Raw genomic sequence first — 14,614 nt, 5'->3', positions numbered from 1 at the left:
AAAAGCAGCGGTGACTGTCAGCTGGGCTGGGGGACCGCCATGTCCATGTCGAACACCCGGGCATGCAGCACCGTGCGGTTGCGCAGCGCGGCGCGCACGGCGCGGTGCAACCCGTCCTCGAGGTAGACGTTGCCGCGCCACTTGACCGCGTGCGGGAACAGATCGCCGTAGAAGGTCGAGTCCTCGGACAGCAGCCGGTCGAGCGCCAGCACGGTGGTGGTCATCACGAGTTCGTCGAGGCGGATCTGCCGGGGCGGGATCTGGGCCCACTGGCGGTGCGACAGCCCGTGGTCAGGGTAGGGCCTGCCATCGCGAACTCCTTTGAAGATCATCGATGCGCCTTCGCTGCCCGTTGCCCCGTGGTTCTGTCTAGTCCGTTAGGGTAGCCTCCCCGCGCCGGGCGCGCCCGCGCTGTCTGCCGGACGCTCGTTCGACGACAGATTCGGTGATCACCGTAAAATGAACGCGACCAGGACGTGTCTTCTTCAGGTGGGTGAACAATGGGCAGCGCCGACGAACGTCGTTTCGAGGTTCTCCGGGCCATCGTCGCCGATTTCGTCGCCACGAAGGAGCCGATCGGATCCAAGGCTCTCGTGGAACGTCACAACCTCGGCGTCTCCAGTGCGACCGTGCGCAACGACATGGCGGTCCTGGAGGCCGAGGGATACATCACACAGCCGCACACCAGCTCGGGACGGGTGCCGACGGAGAAGGGCTACCGCGAGTTCGTCGACCGGCTCGAAGACGTCAAACCGATGTCCGGGGCCGAGCGGCGCGCGATCCTGTCCTTCCTGGAATCCGGCGTCGACCTCGACGACGTGCTGCGCCGGGCGGTGCGGCTGCTCGCACAGCTCACCCGGCAGGTCGCGGTCGTCCAGTACCCGACCCTGACCACCTCGTCGGTGCGGCGCCTCGAGGTGGTGGCGCTGACGCCAGCCCGGCTGCTGTTGGTCGTGATCACCGACACCGGGCGGGTGGACCAGCGCATCGTCGAACTCGGCGACCCGATCGACGACGCGCAGCTGTCTCAACTGCGCGACCTGCTGGGCCAGGCGCTGGAAGGCAAGCCGCTGACGGCGGCCTCGATCGCGGTGTCGGACCTGGCCTCGCACCTCAACGGGCAGGGCGGGCTGGCCAACGCGGTCGGCAGGTCGGCCACGGTGCTCGTCGAGACGCTGGTCGAGCACACCGAGGAGCGGCTGCTGCTGGGCGGCACGGCGAATCTGACGCACAACACCGCGGACTTCGGCGGGTCGTTGCGGTCGGTGCTGGAAGCCCTGGAGGAGCAGGTCGTGGTGCTGCGCCTGCTGGCCAAGCAGCAGGAGGCGGGCAAGGTGACCGTGCGGATCGGTCACGAGACCGAGGCCGAGGAGATGGCGGGCACCTCGGTGATCAGCACCGCGTACGGCAGCGAGGGCAAGGTGTTCGGCGGCATGGGTGTGTTGGGTCCCACACGGATGGACTATCCGGGAACCATCGCGAACGTCGCCGCAGTTGCTCTCTATATTGGCGAGGTCTTAGGAAACCGCTGACCCGCCCTTGGGCGGATCGGTCGGGTGGGAAAGGTTGAGCGTGGCACGCGACTATTACGGGCTGCTCGGAGTGAGCAAGGGCGCGAGTGATTCGGAGATCAAGCGCGCCTACCGCAGGCTCGCCCGCGAACTGCACCCTGACGTCAATCCGGATGAGGGCGCCCAGGCCCGCTTCCAGGAGATCAGCGCCGCCTACGAGGTGCTCAGTGATCCGGAGAAGCGGCGCATCGTCGACCTCGGCGGGGACCCGTTGGAGTCGGCCGCGGCCGGCGGCGGGGGTTTCTCCGGGTTCGGCGGCCTCGGCGACGTGTTCGAGGCGTTCTTCGGTGGCGGCGCGACATCGCGCGGACCGGTCGGGCGCGTCCGGCCCGGTTCGGACTCGCTGCTGCGCATGCGCCTCGACCTCGAGGAGTGTGCGACGGGGGTGACCAAGCAGGTCACCGTCGACACCGCGATCCTGTGCGACCTCTGCCACGGCAAGGGCACCCACGGCAACTCCTCGCCGGTCACCTGCGACACCTGCGGTGGTCGCGGCGAGATCCAGACCGTGCAGCGGTCCCTGCTCGGGCAGGTCATGACCTCGCGGCCGTGCCCGGTGTGCGGTGGCGTCGGCGAGGTGATCCCGAACCCGTGCAACCGGTGTTCCGGCGACGGCCGCGTGCGGGCCCGCCGCGAGATCAGCGTCAAGATCCCCGCCGGTGTCGGCGACGGCATGCGGGTGCGGCTGGCCGCGCAGGGCGAGGTCGGGCCAGGCGGCGGACCGGCCGGCGACCTCTACGTCGAGGTGCACGAGAAACCGCACCCGACGTTCGTCCGGGACGGCGACGACCTGCACTGCACGGTGTCGGTCCCGATGGTCGACGCCGCGCTGGGCACCACGGTGGTCGTCGACGCGATCCTCGACGGGCCGACCGAGATCACCATCCCCGCGGGCACCCAGCCCGGTTCGGTGACCACACTGCGCGGGCACGGCATGCCGCACCTGCGGTCCGGGGTGCGCGGCGATCTGCACGCCCACATCGACGTCGTCGTGCCGTCGCGGCTCGACCACGAGGACATCGAGTTGCTGCGGGCTTTCAAGGAACGCACCAAGGACACCGCCGAGGTGCGGTCGGCCCAGAACGGCAACGCGTCCACACACGGGGGTGGGCTGTTCTCGCGGCTGCGCGAGACGTTCACCGGTCGCTAGCCCGGCGTGCGCGCCCTCTTTTATGTCGACGCAGTCCCCGCGCCGGGGGAACTCGCCGTCGTGGACGGCGACGAGGGGCACCACGCGGCCACGGTGCGGCGCACCAGGCCGGGGGAGGAACTCGACCTGGCCGACGGTGCCGGGACGGTCGCGCACTGTGTCGTCGAGGACGTCGCCAGGGGACGGCTGACCGCCCGGGTGCTGGACCGCCACACAGTGCCGGCGCCCACACCCGCCGTCACCGTCGTGCAGGCCCTGCCCAAGTCCGACCGCTCGGAACTGGCGGTCGAACTGGCCACCGAGGCAGGCGCGGACGCGTTCGTCGCGTGGCAGGCGTCGCGCTGCGTCGCGCGCTGGGACGGTGCGGCCAAGGTGGACAAGGGCTTACGACGCTGGCGCGCGGTGGCGCGGTCGGCGGCCCGGCAGTCGCGACGCCCCTACATCCCCGCGGTGGACGGTCTGGTGTCCACCCGCGACCTGATCGAGTCGACTCGGTCGGCGCCGCCGGGCACTGTGCTGGTGCTGCACGAGTCGGCCACCCGACCGCTGGCCGAACTGCCGGTGGCGCATGCTGATTCGCTGAGTCTGGTCGTCGGGCCGGAAGGCGGCGTCGCCGACGACGAACTGGCCGAGCTGACCGGAGCCGGGGCCGTCGCGGTGCGGCTCGGGCCCTCGGTGCTGCGCACCTCCACGGCCGCCGCGGTCGCCCTCGGCGCGCTCGGCGCGCTGACCGGACGTTGGTCGTAGTAAACCCCCGGGGGGTAGTCACCCGGTCGAATCTTAGATAGGTTAGCCTTCCCTCTGGCTGTAAGAACCCGAGGACTGCCGATCTCGAAGGACTCCCGATTCTCACCCGTCTGACCAGAGCGTGGATACCGCTCGTACTGGTGCTCGTGCTCGTGGTCGGCGGCTTTTCGGTGTGGCGGATCCGCAGCATCTTCGGCTCGCACCAACTGCCGACCTATGCGGGGAGCATGTCCGAGGATTCCAACAGGTCCGACCCGAAGATCGTGCGCTACGAGATCTTCGGCGAGCCCGGCGCCACCGCCGACATCAACTACATCGACGCCGAGGGCGATCCGAATCAGGTGGTCGGCGCGCAGTTGCCCTGGTCGATCGAGGTCGAGACGACCTCGCCGGCCATGGTCGGCAACGTGGTGGCCCAGGGTGACGGCGACTTCATCGGTTGCCGCATCTCCGCCGACGACGTGGTCAAGGACGAACGCACCGCCTACAACGTCAGCGCCTACGTCTACTGCTTCACGAAGTCGGCATGAGACCGTCAACGCACGCCGGCAGGTCCCTGCAGGACCCCACGCCCGTCGCCCGCTGGATCCGCCGTCTGGCGGTCCCGATCATCCTCGGATGGGTGCTTCTGGTCGCGGCACTGAACCTGCTGGTGCCGCAACTGGAGGTGGTGGCGGCGCAGAACGCGGTGTCGATGAGCCCCAGCGATGCGCCGGCGATGCGGGCGATGTCGGACATGGGCCGGCTGTTCGGCGAGTCGGACTCCGACTCCATCGCGATGGTGGTGCTCGAAGGGGACCGGCCGCTCGGTGACGACGCGCACGCCTACTACGACCAGCTGATCGAGAAACTCGAGGCCGCCCCGGAGCACGTCCGCAACATCCAGGACATGTGGGGCGACCCGCTGACCGAGGCCGCCGCGCAGAGCACCGACGGCCACGCCGCCTACGTCGCGCTGAACCTGGCCGGGAACATGGGCGAGACGAAGTCCAACGAGTCGGTCGCGGCCGTGCGCGACATCGTCGCCGACTCACCACCGCCGCCCGGGGTGCAGGTGCACGTCACCGGGCCCGCGGCGCTGACCGCCGACGTCAACATCGCCGGCGAGAGCAGCATGGCGCTGATCCTGCTGGTCACGTTCGTCGTGATCATCGTGCTGCTGCTGTTCTTCTACCGCTCGATCACCACCGTGGTGCTGCTGCTGATCATGGTCGGCGTCCAGATGTCGGTGGCCCGCGGGGTGGTGGCGGCGCTGGGGCACTTCCAGGTCATCGGGCTGTCGACGTTCGCGGTGAACCTGCTGATCTCGCTGGCCGTGGCGGCCGGCACCGACTACGCGATCTTCCTGGTGGGCCGCTATCAGGAAGCCCGCGCGTCCGGGGCCGACCGCGAGGCCGCCTACTACGAGATGTTCCACGGCACCGCCCACGTGGTGCTCGGCTCCGGGTTGACCATCGCCGGCGCCATGTACTGCCTGTCGTTCACCCGGATGCCGTACTTCCAGAGCATGGGCGTGCCCTGCGCGGTGGGCATCCTCGCCGGGGTGGCCGTCGCGCTCACCCTGGGGCCGGCGATCGTCACCGTGGGCAGCCGGTTCGGCCTGCTCGAACCCAAACGCGCCATGCGGATCCGGTCCTGGCGGCGTGTCGGTACGACCGTGGTGCGCTGGCCCGGGCCCATCCTGGTGGCGTCGTTGGCGCTGGCGCTGATCGGGCTCGCCGCACTGCCCGGCTACCAGACCAGCTACGACGACACCCGCTACATCCCTGAGTCCATCCCCGCCAACGCGGGCCTGCAGGCGGCGACGAAGTACTTCTCGCTGTCGCGGATGAGCCCCGAGGTGCTGATCGTCGAGGCCGACCGCGACCTGCGCAACTCGTCGGACTTCCTGATCCTCGACCGGCTGGCCAAGCGGGTCTTCAACGTCGAAGGGGTGGCGCGGGTGCAGGCCCCGAGCCGGCCGGACGGCGCGCCCATCGCGCACACCTCGATCCCGTTCCTGATCAGCATGCAGGGCGTCGGTCAGCAGCAGAACATGAAGCTGATGAAGGACCGCATCGCCGACATGCGCGTTCAGGCCGACGACATCGGCGAGACCATCGCGACGATGAAGACGATGTACGGCCTGATGACGAGGTTCTCCGACCTCACCACCGTGATGATCGACGACATGACGGAGATGCGGGACACCGTGCACCAGTTGCGGGACATGGTGGCCAACTTCGACGACCAGTTCCGCCCGATCCGCAACTACTTCTACTGGGAACCGCACTGCTACAACATCCCGCTGTGCTGGTCTTTCCGGTCGCTGTTCGACTCCATGGACGGCATCAGCACGATGACCGACACCTTCGACAAGGCCGTCGTGAACATGGACCAGATGAAGGCGCTGCTGCCGCAGATGCTCGCGACGTTCCCGCCGATGATCGAGACCATGGAGAGCATGCGTCAGATGATGCTGACGACCTACGCCACCATGGGCGGCTTCTACGATCAGATGGACGAGCTGACCCGCGACTCCACCGAGATGGGCAAGGCCTTCGACGCGGCCAAGAACGACGACTCGTTCTACCTGCCGCCCGAGGTGTTCGAGAACGAGGACTTCAAACGGGCGATGGAGAGTTTCTTCTCGCCCGACGGCAAGACCGTGCGGATGCTCATCGCCCACCGCGGCAACCCGACCACCGAGGAGGCGCTGCAGCGCGTCGAACCGATCAAGATCGCGGCGATCGAGGCGCTCAAGGGCACCCCGCTGGAGAACGCGAACATCCAGCTGGGCGGCACCGCCGCGACGTTCAAGGACATGTCCGACGGCTCCCGCTACGACCTGTTGATCGCGGTCATCTCGGCGCTGTGCCTGGTACTGATGATCATGCTGGTGCTCACGCGCAGCCTGGTCGCCGCGCTGGTGATCGTCGGGACCGTGACGCTGTCGCTGGGCGCGTCGTTCGGGATCTCGATCCTGATCTGGCAGCACATCGTCGGCATCGAACTGCACTGGATGGTGCTGGCGCTGTCGATCATCGCGTTGATCGCCGTCGGCTCCGACTACAACCTGCTGCTGGTCTCCCGGTTCAAGGAGGAGATTCCGGCCGGGATCAAGACCGGCATCATCCGCGCGATCGGCGGCACCGGCAGCGTGGTGACGGTCGCCGGGGTGGTGTTCGCACTGACCATGGCGTCGATGGTGGTCAGCGATCTGCGGGTGATGGCGCAGGTGGGGACCACGATCGGGCTGGGCCTGCTGTTCGACACGTTCATCGTCCGCGCGTTCATGATGCCGTCCATCGCGACGCTGCTGGGCCGCTGGTTCTGGTGGCCGCTGGTGGTGCGGTCACGTCCGCTGCGTGTACCGCCGAGGTCATAAGCATTGGGCGCTCGCCGTGGGCGGCGCTAAACTGAGGATTCCGTACCCGACCCAGGAAGCAGGCAGAAAACCTCACGTGGCGCCCCGCGAGAACGCAAGCTCGGACGCATCCTCCACATCTCCTGGATCGCCGGTCCGCAGCACCATCACAGTTCCGCCCGAATACGTCATGGGCCTCCTGGGATCCTCCGACGAGAATCTGCGCGAACTCGAAGAGCTGCTGTCCGCCGACATCCACGCCCGAGGCAACGACATCACGCTCTATGGTGAGCCCGCCGACGTCGCGCTCGCCGAGCGCGCCATCGCCGAGCTGGTGGAGGTGGTCGGCAGCGGTCAGCGACTGACCCCCGACGCGGTGCGGCGCGGGGTTGCGATGCTGACCGGCGCCGACGACGAGTCGCCGGCCGAGGTCCTGACGCTGGACATTTTGTCGCGGCGGGGCAAGACGATCCGGCCCAAGACGCTGAACCAGAAGCGCTACGTCGACGCGATCGACGCGAAGACCATCGTGTTCGGCATCGGGCCTGCCGGCACCGGCAAGACCTACCTGGCGATGGCCAAGGCCGTCAGCGCGCTGCAGTCCAAGCAGGTCAGCCGGATCATCCTGACCCGCCCCGCGGTGGAAGCCGGTGAGCGCCTCGGCTTCCTGCCCGGCACGCTGAGCGAGAAGATCGACCCCTACCTGCGACCGCTCTACGACGCGTTGCACGACATGCTGGATCCCGAGCTGATCCCGAAGCTGATGAGCACCGGGGTGATCGAGGTGGCGCCGCTGGCATATATGCGTGGCCGGACGATCTCGGATGCGTTCATCATCCTCGACGAGGCGCAGAACACCACCGCCGAACAGATGAAGATGTTCCTGACCCGGCTGGGTTTCGGCTCGAAAATCGTTGTGACGGGCGATATCACGCAGGTCGACCTGCCCGGCGGAGCGGCGTCCGGGCTGCGTGCGGCGATGCGCATCCTCGACGGTATCGACGACATCCACTTCGCCGAACTCACCAGCGCCGACGTGGTGCGGCACCGGCTGGTGTCCGAGATCGTGGACGCGTACGCGAAGTTCGAGGAGCCGACGCTGATGAACCGGGCGCAGCGGCGCTCGTCCGGCGCCGGACGCCCACGGCGGTAACGGTTTCCATGAGCATCGAGGTGTCCAACGAGTCGGGGTTCGACGTCTCCGAAGAGGAGCTGATCAGCGTCGCACGGTTCGTCATCCGCAAGATGGACGTCAACCCGGCCGCGGAACTGTCGATGGTGCTCCTCGACACCGCCGCGATGGCCGATCTGCACATGCGGTGGATGGACCTGCCCGGGCCGACGGACGTGATGAGCTTCCCGATGGACGAGCTGGAGCCCGGCGGGCGGCCCGACGCGCCCGAACCGGGACCGTCGATGCTCGGTGACATCGTGCTGTGCCCGGAGTTCGCGGCCAAGCAGGCCGCCGACGCCGGTCACACGTTGGGCCAGGAGCTGGCGTTGCTCACCGTGCACGGCGTGCTGCACCTGCTCGGCTACGACCACGCCGAACCCGACGAGGAAAAAGAGATGTTCGCGCTGCAGCGCCGCCTTCTGGAGGAGTGGGTCGCCGACCAGGTCGAGGCATACCACCAGGACCGGCAGAGCGAGAAGGACCGCCGGCTGCTGGACAAGTCGCGATACTTCGATGACCTGCCGCACGGCGGCGAGCTGAGGGACGGCGACACTCCGTGAGCCCGGCCGGCCAACTGATCAGCGCCGTCGTCCTGGTCCTGCTCGGTGGTGTGTTCGCCGCCATGGACGCGGCGCTGAGCACGGTGTCGATGGCCCGTGTCGAGGAGCTCGTCCGCGACGAACGGCCCGGCGCCGTGCGCCTGGCCCGCGTGATGGTCGAACGGCCGCGCTACATCAACCTGATCGTGCTGCTGCGCATCACCTGCGAGGTGAGCGCGACGGTGCTGCTGGTCGCGTTCCTCGACGGCGGGCTCGGCGTGACGTGGGGGCTGGCCGCCGCCGCGGCGATCATGGCGGTCGTCAGCTTCGTCGCGGTGGGCGTCGGTCCCCGCACCCTGGGAAGGCAGAACGCCTACTCCATCGCGTTGGTGACAGCCCTTCCGCTGCAGGCGATCTCGGTGCTGCTGCTGCCGGTCAGCCGGTTGCTGGTGTTGATCGGTAATGCGCTGACACCGGGCCGCGGTTTCCGTAACGGTCCGTTCGCGTCGGAGATCGAGCTGCGGGAGGTCGTGGATCTCGCCCAGCAGCGCGGCGTGGTGGCCGACGACGAACGCCGGATGATCCAGTCGGTGTTCGAACTCGGCGACACCCCGGCCCGCGAGGTCATGGTCCCGCGCACCGAGATGGTCTGGATCGAACACGACAAGACCGCCGGGCAGGCCACCTCCTTGGCGGTGCGCAGCGGCCACTCCCGCATCCCGGTGATCGGGGAGAACGTCGACGACGTCGTCGGGGTGGTGTACCTCAAAGACCTCGTGCAGCGCACGTACTACTCGACGAACCGGGGCCGGGACACCCCGGTGTCCGATGTGATGCGCAAGCCCACCTTCGTGCCCGACTCCAAACCGCTGGACGCGCTGCTGCGCGACATGCAGCGCGACCGGGTCCACATGGTGCTGCTGGTCGACGAATACGGCGCGATCGCCGGGCTGGTGACGATCGAGGACGTGCTGGAGGAGATCGTCGGCGAGATCGCCGACGAGTACGACACCGACGAGGTCGCCCCGGTCGAGGACCTGGGCGATCAGCAGTACCGGGTCTCGGCCCGGCTGTCGATCGAGGACCTCCGCGAACTCTACGATCTCGACTTCGACGAGGATCTGGACGTCGACACCGTCGGCGGGCTGGTCGCGCTCGAACTCGGTCGCGTCCCGCTGCCCGGTGCCGAGGTGACCTGGGACGGACTGCGGCTGCGGGCCGAGGGCGGGCCGGACCCGCGGGGCCGGGTGCGGATCGGCACCGTGCTGGTCAGTCCCGTCGAACCACAGCCGGCGAACGCGGAAGGACAGGAATGAGCACGCTCGATCCCGAGGACGCCAAGCTGGTGGTGCTGGCCCGAGGCGCGATGGGTCGTGCGGAGGCGGGTACCGGGGCCGCGGTCCGCGACGCCGACGGGCGCACCTACGCCGGGGCACCGGTCAGGCTCGAGTCCCTCGGCCTGACCGCATTGCAGGCCGCGGTCGCGGCGGCGGTGTCCAGCGGCGCCACCGGGCTGGAAGCCGCTGTGCTGGTGGGCGGTTCGGCCGAGGACCCCGGCGTCGCCGCGGTACGTGAGCTCTCGTCCGGGGCCGCTGTCATCGTGACCGACCGCGCGGGAAACCCGCTGTGACCGAAGAACCCGAATTCCGGTCCGGCTTCGTCTGTTTCGTCGGCCGGCCCAACACCGGCAAGTCGACGCTGACCAACGCGCTGGTCGGCACGAAGGTCGCGATCACGTCGAACCGGCCGCAGACCACCCGGCACACCATCCGCGGCATCGTGCACCGCGACGAGTTCCAGATCGTGCTCGTCGACACCCCCGGTCTGCACCGGCCGCGCACCCTTCTGGGTCAGCGGCTCAACGACCTGGTCAAGGACACCTACTCCGAGGTGGACGTCATCGGGTTGTGCATCCCGGCCGACGAGAAGATCGGCCCCGGGGACCGCTGGATCTACGAGCAGATCCGCGCCGTCGCACCGAAGACCACGCTCGTCGCGATCGTCACCAAGATCGACAAGGTGTCCAAGGACCGCGTCGGTGAACAACTGCTCGCCGTCAGCGAACTGGTCGGCCCGGACACCGAGATCGTGCCCGTCTCGGCGACCTCGGGCACTCAACTCGATGTGCTGACCGAGGTGCTGGCCGCTCAGCTGCCGCCGGGACCGGCGTTCTACCCCGACGGTGAACTCACCGACGAACCCGAAGAGATGCTGATGGCCGAACTCATCCGGGAGGCCGCGCTGGAAGGGGTCCGCGACGAGTTGCCGCACTCGCTGGCCGTGGTGATCGAGGAGGCCGAACTGCGGCCGGGCCGCCCCGAGGACAGCCCCTTGATGGATGTGCACGCCATCCTCTATGTCGAACGCGACTCGCAGAAGGGCATCGTGATCGGCAAGGGCGGGGCGCGACTGCGTGAGGTCGGCACCGCGGCGCGCACCCAGATCGAGAAACTGCTCGGCACCAAGGTGTATCTGGACCTGCGTGTCAAGATCGCCAAGAACTGGCAGCGCGACCCCAAACAGCTTGGGCGGCTGGGGTTCTAGACCCGCCTCGGATCCTTGTCGGCAGTCATGTTGTCGCCGTTGGTGACTCGGACGAGGCTGAGCTTGGATTCGTCCTCGCTGCCGACTGCAGCGGTGAACGTCACGATGCGAAGATCCGCCGCCGGCACGCTGAGCACGTCGCAGTCCAGGGTGATCTCCCCGACGGCCGGGTGCACGATGGTTTTTCGTGCGCTCGTGTGTGGGGCGGGGGCGCTGTCGTCCCACCACCGGGCGAACCGGGGCGACGTGGCCCGCAGATCCTGAACCAGTGCGCCCAGCCGGGCATCGTTCGGGTAGTGGGTCACGGCGTGCCGGAGGTCGGCGACGATGCTCTTCTCGAACTCATCGGTGTTCTGCGATCGCGATTGCCGGAGCGCGTCATGGGCGGGACCGGTGCCGAAGATCGCCCGCGCCAGATTCCGCTCGCCGACAGGTAGCCGGGCCGGCTCGCCGAGCAGAGCCGCCCACGCGGCATTCCAGGTCAGCAAGGTCCAGTCCGCTGCGAACACACCTACCGGAACGTCGCCGATCCGGCTGATGAGGCGGGCGACGCCGGCCGGGATGTGGGTGCCGACGGTGCCGTCCCGCGGAGGCATCAGCCCCGCGCTGACGAACAACTGATCGCGCTCCTGACGGGAAAGTTGCAGCGCGCGGCTCAACGCGGTGACGACCTGCGCCGACGGTCGTCTGGCGCGCCCGTGTTCGAGCCGGACGACGTAGTCGACGGAGAGGCCGGCCAGGGAGGCCAGCTCTTCGCGCCGCAGTCCGGGTGCCCGCCGCTTCGAGGTGACGGGCAGCCCCACATCGTCCGGTGAGAGCCGGTCACGCCATTGACGCACCAGCTGACCGAACGCCGTCTTCATGACGTCCATTGTGGAACGCGCACGCTCGACATGCCTGGTACTGCCGGTCCTCAGGTTGCGGGCAGCGCTGGCTCATTTCTCGGGCGAACCGAAGACTTGCCGCCACACACATGAGGAGGCAGAAATGACCCACACCATCGTCATGACCGGAGCGACCCGCGGGATAGGCCGCGCCGCAGTCGACGAGATACTGGCCGCGGATCCCCGGGCCCATCTCGTGCTGCTCGGCCGGGGCGAGGCCGTAGCAGCCCTGGCAACAGAACTCGCCGGAAATGGGCGGACCGTGTCGTCCGTCGACACCGATCTGTCCTCGTTGGGCAGCGTCCGGGCCGCCGTCGAGGAGATACGCGCTCGGCTGGATTCGGGGGAGTTGCCGGTGCTGCGCGCGCTGGTCGCGAACGCCGGAGTCCAGTACACCGACGACACGACGCAGACCCGGGACGGGTTCGAGGCGACATACGCCGTCAACGTGCTGGCCAATCACGCGTTGATCCGGGGTCTTGAGGACTGCTTCGGGACGCCCTCGCGGATCGTCATCACGGTCAGCGACACCCATTTCGGTGACTTCAAGCACAATCTCGGCATGGTTCCCGCCCCGGTGTGGCAGGACCCCGGATCCCTGGCGCGGGTGCGGTCGTTCCCTGCCCCGGAGACCGTCAGGGCGGGCCGCACCGCGTACTCGACGAGCAAGCTCGCCGCGATCTACCTCGTGCACGAATACGCGCGACGGCTGCCGCGGGGAGTCGACGTCGTCGCGTTCAACCCCGGGTTCGTCCCCGGGACCGGGCTGGCGCGTGACGCCGGTCCGCTCGCCCGGCTCGCGATGCGATACCTGCTGCCGGTCCTCACCGTGACACCGATGGCGACCAGCCCGCAGGTCGCGGGACGTAACCTGGCCGATGTGGTGCTCGGGCGCACTGTGGCGCCGAGTGGATCCTATGTCGACCGTACGGCAGTGGGTGACTCCTCACCGGAGTCTTACAGCGCCGATCGTGAGCGTGAAACATGGTCGGCGGCAGAGCATTTGGTGCGACCGTGGCGAACGCGGGACTAGCCCGGCCGGCCGTAGACCGCGACCACGACCGAGCGGTCCAGGCTGTTCTCCGACCACACCCCGATCTGGGTGTTGGCGCAGTCGCTCATGATCGCCATGTAGTCCGGCCGGTAGTACCACTGGTTGAGGATCTCGATGCCGCTGATCGCCAGGGCCGGGTTGATCGCGACGGTCTCGGCGACGGTGCCGACGAAACCCGCCCGGTTCGCGCGGTCCTGCACCGTGGACCCGTCGGACCCGATGTCGCCGTTCAGCGCCCGGTTGCGGAGCACGTCGTTGGTGTGCCACTGCGCGGCCAACTGCAGCTGCGGGTTGATCTTGATATCGGTCTCGCAGTCGTTCTGCTGCTGGATCGTGTAGACGTTCACCACGACGCTCTCGTTGAGCCGCCGGTTGTCCGCCGCCGCGCCGGGCATACCGGCGACGGCCGCGCCGGCCAGCGCGACGGCAGGCAGCGCGCGCGTGAACTTGCTGACGATCACAGACCGCAGGTTACGCGACCTGACCGGCCACCGAGTCCGCTGCGGCGATATCCGGCGCCTGGGCCGGCGGCCCGGGCGTCCACCAGTCCTCGGGCTGGTGGGCCGCCCACCCGTTGAGGGCCTCCAAAGCCGCGGCCAGCGACACCAGCAGGGGTTCACTGTCGGCCGGGCCCATCAACTGCACGCCGATCGGCAGACCGTCGGAGGTGAACCCGGCGGGCACGTTGATCGACGGCCAGCCCAGCAGGTTCCACGGCCACGTCACCGGGCAGGCCTTGATCATCATCCGGTCGGTCGCGAGCCCGCCCAGCTCATCGAAGGCGTGCACCTTCGGCGGCGGTTGCGCGGTGGTCGGGGCCAGCACGACGTCGGCCAGGTTGAAGATCCAGCCGATGCGCTGCTGGGTCTCGGCTTCGCGGGCGCGGGCCTTGCGCAGCACGTTCTGCGACAGCAGCCAGCCCATCCGGGCGTTCGACCGGGTGCGCCGGTCCCACCGCACACCGGGGCCCATCCGGTCCATCCACTCCGGGATGCCCGACGTCGAGCGGGCCAGGAAGTTCCACGACATGCGCAGGTTGTAGTCCGGTTCGGCGGCGACGATGGTGTGTCCGAGCTGGGTCAGCTGGTCGGCCACGGTGTCCACGGCCGCACGGATCTCGGGGTGCAGCCCCGCCCGGAACCCGGTGAACGGGAACGTCGTCGACTTCGCGATGCGCAGCGGTCCTGGCGCGCGGGAGACGTAGTCCGACACCCGCACCGGTGGCGGCGTGTGCAGATCCCCCGGGGCATTGCCCGAGGCCGCGTCGAGCAGCAGCGCCGCATCGGCCACCGTGCGCGCGAGCACGCCGTTGACCGTGATGCCGTTGAACGCCTCGGGCAGGGGCCACGTCGAGATGCGTCCCCGTTGCGGCTTGATGCCGACCAGATGCGTCCACGCCGCCGGGATGCGGACGCTGCCGGCGCCGTCGGAACCGATCGCGGCGGCCACCAGCCCGGCGGCCACCGCCGCGGCGCTGCCGCCGGGTTCTCGAAGCTGACCACCGTGGACAAGGCCACCGTGATGGGCAGCCTGGAATCCGACGGCCAGGTCGCACTCTTCGACCAGATCGAGCAGAGGCAGCTACCGAACATCTGCTCGTCGTGT

The 14,614-nt window shown here is 68.6% G+C and carries 14 protein-coding genes and 1 pseudogene; 11 read left to right on the top strand and 4 right to left on the bottom strand.

The window, feature by feature from the left end; translation table 11 throughout:
* Window positions 1–17: 17 nt before the first annotated feature.
* Window positions 18–332, bottom strand: coding sequence for a type II toxin-antitoxin system VapB family antitoxin (locus tag ASJ79_RS09060; protein WP_011781006.1), 315 nt, complete (start codon window positions 330–332; stop codon window positions 18–20).
* Between the two features lie 168 nt (window positions 333–500).
* Here ASJ79_RS09060 and hrcA point away from each other — a divergent pair, with 168 nt between their 5' ends.
* From hrcA to era, 10 genes are all read left to right on the top strand, one after another.
* Window positions 501–1,532 carry a heat-inducible transcriptional repressor HrcA gene (gene hrcA / locus ASJ79_RS09055; RefSeq protein WP_067954377.1) on the top strand — a complete coding sequence of 344 codons (1,032 nt, stop codon included), beginning with the start codon at window positions 501–503 and terminating at the stop codon, window positions 1,530–1,532.
* A gap of 40 nt (window positions 1,533–1,572) precedes the next feature.
* Entirely contained in the window at window positions 1,573–2,721 is a 1,149-nt protein-coding gene (gene dnaJ, locus ASJ79_RS09050; RefSeq protein ID WP_067954376.1) for a molecular chaperone DnaJ, read from the top strand.
* Between the two features lie 6 nt (window positions 2,722–2,727).
* Complete coding sequence (locus tag ASJ79_RS09045; RefSeq protein WP_067954375.1) at window positions 2,728–3,468, top strand: 16S rRNA (uracil(1498)-N(3))-methyltransferase; 741 nt, start codon at window positions 2,728–2,730, stop codon at window positions 3,466–3,468.
* Window positions 3,469–3,578: 110 nt separating this feature from the next.
* Complete coding sequence (locus tag ASJ79_RS09040; protein WP_082753738.1) at window positions 3,579–3,998, top strand: MmpS family transport accessory protein; 420 nt, start codon at window positions 3,579–3,581, stop codon at window positions 3,996–3,998.
* Entirely contained in the window at window positions 3,995–6,835 is a 2,841-nt protein-coding gene (locus ASJ79_RS09035; protein WP_067954373.1) for an RND family transporter, read from the top strand. The genes ASJ79_RS09040 and ASJ79_RS09035 overlap by 4 nt, the downstream gene beginning before the upstream one ends.
* A 76-nt stretch (window positions 6,836–6,911) precedes the next feature.
* Window positions 6,912–7,967 carry a PhoH family protein gene (locus ASJ79_RS09030; protein ID WP_067954372.1) on the top strand — a complete coding sequence of 352 codons (1,056 nt, stop codon included), beginning with the start codon at window positions 6,912–6,914 and terminating at the stop codon, window positions 7,965–7,967.
* 8 nt (window positions 7,968–7,975) lie between these two features.
* Entirely contained in the window at window positions 7,976–8,548 is a 573-nt protein-coding gene (gene ybeY / locus ASJ79_RS09025; protein ID WP_067954371.1) for an rRNA maturation RNase YbeY, read from the top strand.
* Entirely contained in the window at window positions 8,545–9,843 is a 1,299-nt protein-coding gene (locus ASJ79_RS09020) for a hemolysin family protein (RefSeq protein ID WP_067954370.1), read from the top strand. Before ybeY ends, ASJ79_RS09020 begins: the two co-directional genes overlap by 4 nt.
* Window positions 9,840–10,157 (top strand): cytidine deaminase, encoded by a 318-nt coding sequence (locus tag ASJ79_RS09015; protein WP_067954369.1) that lies wholly within the window; start codon window positions 9,840–9,842, stop codon window positions 10,155–10,157. The genes ASJ79_RS09020 and ASJ79_RS09015 overlap by 4 nt, the downstream gene beginning before the upstream one ends.
* A complete protein-coding gene (gene era, locus ASJ79_RS09010; protein ID WP_067954368.1) occupies window positions 10,154–11,071 on the top strand; it encodes a GTPase Era in 918 nt (305 codons plus the stop codon). Before ASJ79_RS09015 ends, era begins: the two co-directional genes overlap by 4 nt.
* On the opposite strand, the gene ASJ79_RS09005 is transcribed toward era, so the two are convergent.
* The gene (locus tag ASJ79_RS09005; protein WP_067954387.1) at window positions 11,068–11,934 is read right to left on the bottom strand and encodes a helix-turn-helix transcriptional regulator; all 867 of its coding nucleotides are present in this window, start codon (window positions 11,932–11,934) and stop codon (window positions 11,068–11,070) included. The genes era and ASJ79_RS09005 overlap by 4 nt on opposite strands.
* 124 nt (window positions 11,935–12,058) lie before the next feature.
* Here ASJ79_RS09005 and ASJ79_RS09000 point away from each other — a divergent pair, with 124 nt between their 5' ends.
* The gene (locus tag ASJ79_RS09000) at window positions 12,059–12,988 is read left to right on the top strand and encodes an SDR family NAD(P)-dependent oxidoreductase (protein WP_067954367.1); all 930 of its coding nucleotides are present in this window, start codon (window positions 12,059–12,061) and stop codon (window positions 12,986–12,988) included.
* Here ASJ79_RS09000 and ASJ79_RS08995 read toward each other — a convergent pair.
* Window positions 12,985–13,404 (bottom strand): CAP domain-containing protein, encoded by a 420-nt coding sequence (locus ASJ79_RS08995; protein WP_231750793.1) that lies wholly within the window; start codon window positions 13,402–13,404, stop codon window positions 12,985–12,987. The two genes, ASJ79_RS09000 and ASJ79_RS08995, sit on opposite strands and share 4 nt — an antisense overlap.
* A 76-nt stretch (window positions 13,405–13,480) precedes the next feature.
* Window positions 13,481–14,491: pseudogene (locus tag ASJ79_RS08990) on the bottom strand (amidase); the annotation flags it as partial.
* Window positions 14,492–14,614: the final 123 nt, after the last annotated feature.

It is taken from the genome of Mycobacterium sp. NAZ190054 (assembly GCF_001545925.1).
Lineage (GTDB): Bacteria > Actinomycetota > Actinomycetes > Mycobacteriales > Mycobacteriaceae > Mycobacterium.
The sequence above is the reverse complement of the archived record's forward strand: the minus strand, read 5'-3'. Positions and strand labels throughout refer to the sequence as shown.

Coding starts and splice junctions, on each gene's coding strand:
- ASJ79_RS09000 (WP_067954367.1), top strand. CDS start 12,059: ATGACCCACACCATCGTCATGACCGGAGCGACCCGCGGGATAGGCCGC.
- hrcA (WP_067954377.1), top strand. CDS start 501: ATGGGCAGCGCCGACGAACGTCGTTTCGAGGTTCTCCGGGCCATCGTC.
- ybeY (WP_067954371.1), top strand. CDS start 7,976: ATGAGCATCGAGGTGTCCAACGAGTCGGGGTTCGACGTCTCCGAAGAG.
- ASJ79_RS09015 (WP_067954369.1), top strand. CDS start 9,840: ATGAGCACGCTCGATCCCGAGGACGCCAAGCTGGTGGTGCTGGCCCGA.
- ASJ79_RS09005 (WP_067954387.1), bottom strand. CDS start 11,934: ATGAAGACGGCGTTCGGTCAGCTGGTGCGTCAATGGCGTGACCGGCTC.
- ASJ79_RS08995 (WP_231750793.1), bottom strand. CDS start 13,404: ATGCCCGGCGCGGCGGCGGACAACCGGCGGCTCAACGAGAGCGTCGTG.
- ASJ79_RS09060 (WP_011781006.1), bottom strand. CDS start 332: ATGATCTTCAAAGGAGTTCGCGATGGCAGGCCCTACCCTGACCACGGG.
- ASJ79_RS09035 (WP_067954373.1), top strand. CDS start 3,995: ATGAGACCGTCAACGCACGCCGGCAGGTCCCTGCAGGACCCCACGCCC.